The organism is Bartonella sp. MM73XJBT (assembly GCF_028618465.1).
Classification (GTDB): domain Bacteria; phylum Pseudomonadota; class Alphaproteobacteria; order Rhizobiales; family Rhizobiaceae; genus Bartonella.
Window position 1 is genome coordinate 1 of sequence record NZ_JAQISY010000020.1, and the last position, 7,563, is coordinate 7,563.

8 protein-coding genes are annotated in these 7,563 nt (G+C 43.9%); 3 read left to right on the forward strand and 5 right to left on the reverse strand.

Annotation, left to right across the window (positions count from 1 at the left end; genetic code table 11):
• Positions 1-199 (forward strand): hypothetical protein (locus PVV69_RS06895; protein ID WP_273756961.1); only part of this gene is annotated, 199 nt, incomplete at its 5' end.
• A gap of 1,067 nt (positions 200-1,266) precedes the next feature.
• On the opposite strand, the gene PVV69_RS06900 is transcribed toward PVV69_RS06895, so the two are convergent.
• From PVV69_RS06900 to PVV69_RS06910, 3 genes are all read right to left on the reverse strand, one after another.
• Positions 1,267-1,590 (reverse strand): hypothetical protein, encoded by a 324-nt coding sequence (locus PVV69_RS06900; protein ID WP_273756962.1) that lies wholly within the window; start codon positions 1,588-1,590, stop codon positions 1,267-1,269.
• A gap of 1,500 nt (positions 1,591-3,090) precedes the next feature.
• Entirely contained in the window at positions 3,091-3,417 is a 327-nt protein-coding gene (locus tag PVV69_RS06905; RefSeq protein WP_273756963.1) for a hypothetical protein, read from the reverse strand.
• Positions 3,418-3,438: 21 nt separating this feature from the next.
• Positions 3,439-3,723, reverse strand: a complete 285-nt coding sequence (locus PVV69_RS06910; protein ID WP_273756964.1) for a hypothetical protein — start codon at positions 3,721-3,723, stop codon at positions 3,439-3,441.
• Between the two features lie 320 nt (positions 3,724-4,043).
• Here PVV69_RS06910 and PVV69_RS06915 point away from each other — a divergent pair, with 320 nt between their 5' ends.
• Positions 4,044-4,253: a hypothetical protein gene (locus PVV69_RS06915; protein ID WP_273756965.1), complete on the forward strand. Its 210-nt coding sequence runs from the start codon at positions 4,044-4,046 to the stop codon at positions 4,251-4,253.
• A 116-nt stretch (positions 4,254-4,369) separates the two neighbouring features.
• On the opposite strand, the gene PVV69_RS06920 is transcribed toward PVV69_RS06915, so the two are convergent.
• A complete protein-coding gene (locus PVV69_RS06920) occupies positions 4,370-4,963 on the reverse strand; it encodes a hypothetical protein (RefSeq protein ID WP_273721929.1) in 594 nt (197 codons plus the stop codon).
• A gap of 362 nt (positions 4,964-5,325) precedes the next feature.
• Between PVV69_RS06920 and PVV69_RS06925 the strand changes: the two genes are divergently transcribed.
• Positions 5,326-5,943 carry a hypothetical protein gene (locus PVV69_RS06925; RefSeq protein WP_273756966.1) on the forward strand — a complete coding sequence of 206 codons (618 nt, stop codon included), beginning with the start codon at positions 5,326-5,328 and terminating at the stop codon, positions 5,941-5,943.
• On the opposite strand, the gene PVV69_RS06930 is transcribed toward PVV69_RS06925, so the two are convergent.
• The coding region (locus PVV69_RS06930; RefSeq protein ID WP_273756967.1) for a bifunctional DNA primase/helicase at positions 5,868-7,563 on the reverse strand (1,696 nt) is incomplete at its 5' end. The genes PVV69_RS06925 and PVV69_RS06930 overlap by 76 nt on opposite strands.

Below are 7,563 nucleotides of genomic sequence, written 5' to 3' on the forward strand. Positions count from 1 at the left end.
TGCAAAGGTCTTTCCTCTCTCCATTCTCGAAGACTGGGAGTTAATCGCGTGGAAGAAGAGCAATTTTTTTGCTGTTTTTATGTTGCTCAAAATTCTTGCTGTGTATGCTGTTGTCTTTATCCCAGTTGCACCACTCTTTCCTCTTTGTTGTCTTTGGGGATGTGTCTATAAGGTTGCCAAAGTCTCTGGTTGTTTGTGAGGGAATGACCCCGCTTTGCTGAATGATTTTTTATAGAGCACCTTTATACTCCGTTTACTTGTAGGTATGTCCCTCGCAGCATGATACCCATGAATTTCTCCCATAGAAAAGTGGTTTTAGGGCTATGGGGCTGTGGGAGCAGGTTTTATTCTCGCAGAGCCTGCTGGTTTTGCTGCTTTTAGCATGAAAACATCTTAAGGAAAGCAATTTGTGTGATTTTTATCACAAAGAAAACAACATGAAAAATATCCCTTTATCATACCTCTTTAAACGAGAATGGTTTTAAGCCATTCCTTGGTGAGCTGATATGGCAAAAAATGCTTGGAGGGAAAGAAAATTCCGCTGTCTTGATTTGTAAGTGGTCAAAATTTTTCATCCTATACAAGCTTCTTTAAGCTTAGAAAGCTGTTTGTTGAATATCAATAATCTTCTCTCGATTTTATTGTCGTTACTCTTCTCTGTCGTTTGGTTGGTGTGATTGGCAGTTGGGTTCGTATCGTTCTGAAACACCAGGATGATTGAAAAATGATGCCTTATCTGCTGCCATCATTGAAAAAACGAATCATCAGTTAAAATATTGGCTTTGAGAGCGATAAAATACATTCATACAGAGGCATCCATGTCGTCTCTCTCTCCTCACTTCTTTTCTATCCCTTTCAGTGTAAAAGAGCAAAGCTTGGCAAAATCATGAGAGTAGAAAGAGGCTCTCATGTCCTTTTGTGGCTTCCCTTGTAAATCTCTTTCAAGCTCTTTCTCCATCTTTATCACAGCTGTGAAGCGAATCATTCAACCTATAAGCAATCAGAATGCTGTCAAAAATATCAATCTTATGACAGATTGGACAGAAGACAAAAATGATCGTTTTTGAGGACAAGGGAGGGTGGTTATTAAGTATAAAAATATCATAATATTCGTATAATATCATTGAAATTAAGCAGAAGCATTTTTGATAAAATTAAAGAGTAAAAAAAGGCTCCAATAAAAATGGAGCCTTTTTCATATGAGACTTTATAATATATAATAATCTGTTTTTCTTTACTTTATATTACCGTTATCTATACAGTTATCTAGCTCTCTAGAAAAAACATTTGTACACGATACATTATAATTGAGCGTATAAAGCCAATTAATGCATGTAATAAATTTTTACCTTGATGATAGATTTCTTCTATAGCTCTGTATTTTGCTATAGTTTTACTTTCTTTTAAGAGTATATTCAATGTATCCGATGTACCACTTATTGGTTCAAAAAACTGTAAATTCGTTTTCTCAACACTATAAGGAGCGACAATAGGAGAGGGTTTCTTATTGACTATACAATCAGACTGTTGAATTGCAAGAGCTAAACCACTGGTTACTGCACTTGCTATGAAAAAATATCTGATATTCATAGTTTTCTCCTATATTTATTTCTGATAAATAAATATCAAAATGTATTATACATAGATTCATTTTAAACGATTATAGTAAAAATGCAATATTCATAAAAAAGAATGAATTTTGCCTCTAAATTGACAAAATTTACCCTTAATTGCTTCAATCAATTCTTTCGAACTCTGTTTTATAAAGGAGGGTTTGAAGGTTCCAGGCCATATACTCATATGATGGAGTGACAAAAATAGCTGTTCGCAAATTTTTGTTTTGCATTATGGGAAAGAGGGAAAACCCATGAAAGCTAGACACATCCTATGAGGGGCGGGGTGCAGCCTTTGAGGGTTGGGCTGCACCCTGTAAATTGGGGTGCACTTTATGAGGGTTGGGTGCATCCTTAAGGCAGGGTGCATCCTTTAACGGTCGGGGTGCCCCCTGTAAAATTGGGGTGCACTTTATGAGGGTTGGGTGCATCCTTAAGGCAGGGTGCATCCTTTAACGGTCGGGGTGCCCCCTGTAAAATTGGGGTGCATTCTATGAGGGTTGGATGCATCCTTTAAGGGTGGGGTGCACTCTATGAGGGTTGGGTGCACCCTTAAGGGTTGAGTGTACTCTAAGAGGGTAGGGTGCACTCTAAGAGATTTGGGTACATCCTTTGAGGGTTGGGATGTACCCTATGAGGGGCGGGGTGCACTCTTTGAGGGTCGAGTGCACCCCGGTGAGGGGTAGGTATATTCGTGAGTAAATAAAATAGTCAAGAAAATTTATGATTTTTGATCTTATTTAATGGATTATTCTCTTTTTGAGAGCCGTTGATTTTCCATCTTTCCTCTTTGAAATGATGGGCTAATAAGGTTAGCGGGTCATTCTCGTTGTAAAAGAAACGCAAAAATCTATAGTTATTAGGATCTGTTAGGGAGATATTTTTGTGTTGCTGTTTGATCTCTTTGGGGTTGTGTTTTATGAGCAAAACTGCTCTCTGCCTAAAAATTGCTCGCTTGGTAGAAAATAAACATAATGAAATATTATACAGCAGAGAAAGAATTCATTAACTGTTCTTTTCTTCCAAGATTATGCAATGATCTATTTTAAAAATAGAGCTACTTTATCCACAACGTGGTCTATATACAATGTTTTAGAGTGTTATAGGTGACATGTTGTTGGGGTGATTTTTTATTCTTTGTCCAAAAGAACACTTAAACGAGAAGAAAAACTCTGAAAATGTGCTTATGCAGAAGAAAAATGGCAAGAATGCCCCGTTTTTGATCGATGAAAATCTGCACAAATCAAGGAATTGGGAAAAGATCTTATAAGACTGTCAATTTTTATAACAATACAGGTTTTATAACAATGCAGGTACCTCAATGCGGAATATTTCCAGTGAAATGGTGGGTGATAGCTGCCGGTAGAGCGTGCTTTTTGCGCAATCTGTTCTTGAAAGTTACCGGTGTGTGTTGATGATTGCTGGTGCGTGTTGGTGAGAGTTGCTGGGCTTGCATTTGGGGTGGATAGGGAGCGGCTTAGAACTCTGCGTAGAGTGCATTGGCATATGGCTTTTCTCTTGGTTTGCTTGATAAAAATGTGGGGTTTGCTTGATAAAAATGTGGGGTTTGTTTGATAAAAATGTGGTTTGAATGACAAGCACAGGGGGTGTTGGTGGTGGGATTTGCGGTGAAGTGAGGCTCGTGTTGTGAGCTGGCGGTGTGTTGGTGGAAGCTGGCGCTAGGAGTTTGTGGTAGAAGTTTATGGCTGCTTGTGGGTACTGGTGGATGCCGGTAGAGAGCGTTTGCGCAATCGGTTGTTGTGGTGCCATTGGTGCGTGTTGGTGAGAGTTGCTGGGCTTGCATTTGGGGTGGATAGGGAGCGGCTTAGAACTCTGCGTAGAGTGCATTGGCATATGGCTTTTCTCTTGGTTTGCTTGATAAAAATGTGGGGTTTGCTTGATAAAAATGTGGGGTTTGTTTGATAAAAATGTGGTTTGAATGACAAGCACAGGGGGGGGTGGTGGTGGGATTTGCGGTGAAGTGAGGCTCGTGTTGTGAGCTGGCGGTGTGTTGGTGGAAGCTGGCGCTAGGAGTTTGTGGTAGAAGTTTATGGCTGCTTGTGGGTACTGGTGGATGCCGGTAGAGTGTGCTTTTTGTCGCTTTTGGCATGTTGATAGCTGCGAAATTTCTTTTCTTCTCATCAGACTTGCTGTTTTCTCAAATCTTCTAAAATCATTGCACCAATGTCTGCTTGCCAATTGATCAAAATATGTTGTCCTTTGGGTATCGTCATACGGCTTTTCCTGTGCGTTTGAGGAACGTGGGGTGTGGGAGGAGGCTCTGTAGGTTAACTGCGCATGGGGTGGAGAGGGCTCGTGTGATGGGGGGATGGTGTGGCTGTGCGCGTTTGGAGTATGATCGGTGAGAAAGGTGGTGTTGCCTTCCTATACGGGGGTGGGGCTAAGGTTTATGGGTGAAGGATAAGAGCTTTGCGTGTCTGCTTGTGGGTTAGGATTTTGGCTGCCAATAAGAAGGGCAAAACACTCTGTATGGGGCGCGTGGTTTGTGGGAACCGTGTCGCCCGTGGTCGAAGAGGTAAGATTTTGGAGATGGCTTTCCGTCTTGGGAGTGCGGTTCGTTACACAAGGCGTTGTGCTTGTGGGGGGGCTTCTATACGGATGTGGGGGGCTGGTGAATAGCTAGAGCTTTGTGTGTTTGTTGGTGGGGCAAGACGTTGAGTTCTACTGCTGGTGTCGAGGATGTGCGTTGTGGTGGAAAGTGCATCGCCTGTTGGGGGGATGGTGTTTTGTCTTTCTTATTGAAAGGGGAAGGTGTCAGAATATGTGCGATTTGCATATCCCCAATGAAATGCTAACAGGTCTAGACAATCTCGCAGATGGTCGGCAAGGGAATTTTGTTTGCGTTTAGAGGCACTTAGTTCTTTGATTGCTTGACCATAACCAACAACGCGTTCGATAAGTGAGTAGCCAAGAATACCAAGCTGGACTTTGATATCTTTTAAATGATTGGAGGCATCTATTTGATGTTCAATGGGATGTGTATAACCTTGGCTACAGGCAACCTTTTCACGTGTGTAGTCAGGACTCATATGGAGGTCGCCCTGACTTTGACGCCAATAAACATAAAAGCGTTCTGCTGCTTGATATTGTGCTTTGCTCAGATGCCCTTTCGCATATAAAAGCGCAATGGGATGGCTCCTTGCATTGGCAATGGCTTTGATAGTGCGTGGATTGCAGGAGCTTTCCCTATGACTGGGTTGAAAATAAGGATTTTTTGTTTCGACCACGATTTCTTTTGTTTTTAAGTGACCAATGTGTGGTTGCTCTTCACCATGAAGGGTGGATGCAAAATTTGGTATGTGGTTTTTTCTCTTATCTTGATGGTTCATGTCGTCTCCTTAAAAATGATTCATTTGCTTCTTTTGTGTAAAGCAGTGGAATTCTGCTGCTGTATGCTTGTCGAGGGATCCGTTTCCGCTCTTTTGCCTGAGAGAGAATTTTCTAAGGGGGTGGCTTTGGTGCTGTCATGGTTTTATCCGAAGGGGTTTATCTGAAGATTTGTGTGGGGGATGCAGGGTGTGCGGGTGTGTAAGGGAGGGGTATGTAAGGGGGGCGGAGGGGCTGTACAAGGGTTGTGTGGAGGTTTGTGCTGGGGCGGTGTGCGTGTCCCGCGGGGATTTTCTGCTTGAAGAGAGGGGATTTTTGCTGCATTGTGAGCCTTCTCTTTGATTTTATTGCTATGGGGGGCTTGATGCTACAGAGTTCGTGGTTTTTGCCGTTTTTGCTGTCGTTGTGCCTTTTGGTTGTTTGTGTGGCTTTTCTTTATAGGGCTGCCAAGTGTCGCGGGGTGATGAGGTGGCTGTTTTGGCGGTGGGTGGTGATTTATGGTGTTATTGCCGCCTACTTGGGTTTTGTTTGTGCTGGTGTGGGTAGTGGAGCTGTGAGCTCAGAGTTGTTGTTGAAGGGGACGACATTTTCCTGCTTGTTTGGGGGTATCCTTGGTTTGCTGCATGGGGGCGTGAAGAGTCTGCCTGCTGTGTGGGGGATATTCTTGAAGGGGTTGGTGTTTGCTCTCCTGTTGAAATTGCTCGTGTCTTTGCTGATGCGGGAGGGTGATGATGCAGTCTTGCAGAGGTCGTTGTGGCTTTTGAATTGTCTGCTGGTTGGTTGCATTTGGGGATGTGTCTTGGTGTTGTTTGCTGCAGGAGCCGAGCAATTTGGTTGGAGTTGGCTTTGGTTCTCGAATGTGTTTGTATTGATCGGTATCAATGGATTTTTCTCTCCTTTTCTTTATCAGGGAGCAAAGTGTGCTCTTGTGGTGGGGGAGGCGTTTTTTAAGAGAGTGGGCTTGATGGGACGCTCCAGATAATGCCGTGGCGTTGCTGGGTGTTCACAAGAACAGCGATAGCGATAGGTTTTTTTGTCAAACCAAAGACCTATTTTGCCTTCAAAATCACCGGAACGTTGTTTGGCAATATTCATAATAACGCTTGGGCGTTTTTCTAAATCTGCTTTTTCTTGTGTGAGAGAGGCTGCAAAAATTTTGTCTTCTAAGGACCTATTGCGCCAAATGGTGATGATGTTAAAAGCATTGGCACCAATCTCTGAGGCGCCTTTAATATCTTCTGTGCCTGGGATATCTTTATCGAGCCCTCCTTTGCGGGCATGGGCAACAAGATGAATGTGCACATTGTTTAAAACAGCCCAATCAACCATTTTATAAACCGCTTGTTCTTGACCGGCATAGTCATCTGAGGCAATGCCAAGCCGCATGAGACTGTCGATGATAAATTGATCGCAGCCATAACGCGCGCGGCAATAGTCAAAAACATCGAGCAAGGTGTTGACGCTCGATTTGCCCACATGTTCATAAAGAATAAGCCCATCATCTAAAAATTGGAGAACCCGTTCAATCATCTCTCTTGTGGGTTGTTCTAAGCCGCCGGTTTGTTTGGTTAAACGGCGCAGAGATTGTGCGCCTTTCATTTCTAGAGAGGCTAAGCAAAGACGGCTGTTTTGCGAAATCCAATGGGGTATGCAGTCTGATAACAATTGGCTTTTTCCTGCACCACTGGCTCCACTCCAGAGCGTTAATTCTGCTGGGCGAAAATGCAATTTGCCATTCAATTTTGGATAGGGAAGCGTATAACCAATATGTTGTTCGGGTTCTGGCCAAAACAGCCCTATGACTTGATCTTTATAGTCTGAGGCGTGCCGTAAGCCTTCTGGCGCAAAGCTTTTTGCTGCGGAAAAGGCTGCTCTTATGGTGGCCGCATCAATCCCTGCGGTGAGACAGTCATTGGCATCTTTGCGTGGTAAGCGTACACGGTAGCAGCGGTGACGACCAAGCCTGCTGGCAATCTCATGGGCTGCTTCTTCACCGGGTTTATCCATATCGGTGGCTAAAAAAATCGTTTCAAAGGATTCTAAATGATCAAATTCATTTTCAATCCAGTTTTGTTTGCCTCCATTGCCTCCTCCAAACGGTACCGAGACCGCCGGATATCCATAGGCGGCAAGTGAGAGTGCATCAATTTCTCCTTCGGTGATAACAAGAGTTCTATTGGCGGCGGTCCTATTGGCGCTCCAATGGGTGGAAGAAAAAGCTTGGTTTAGCGGCAAGAGGTCAGAGGTGAGGGCGTTGTCTGTGGCGCAGGTGGCGCTCCTAATGGTGGAGGTGTGGTTTGCGATCGAAGAGCTTGTGGTGGTGTGGTTGTGCGTTGTGGTGGAAAATGCATCGCCTGTTGGGGAGATGGTGTGGCTCTCCTGTATGGGTGTGGGGGTGTTGGGGTTTGTTGGTGAATGCCCTGAGCTTTGCGTGTTTGTTGGTGGGGTATGATTTTGGCTGCCTGTGTTTGAGGCGTGGTCTGTTGTAGCGGTGGTTTTGCTCGTGTTGGTATTGTCCTCCTGCAAGTTTGTGGAGTTGTTGAGGCTTGTTGGTGGGGCAAGGTTTTGGGTTTTACTGCTGGTGTAGCTGTGTGTTGTGGTG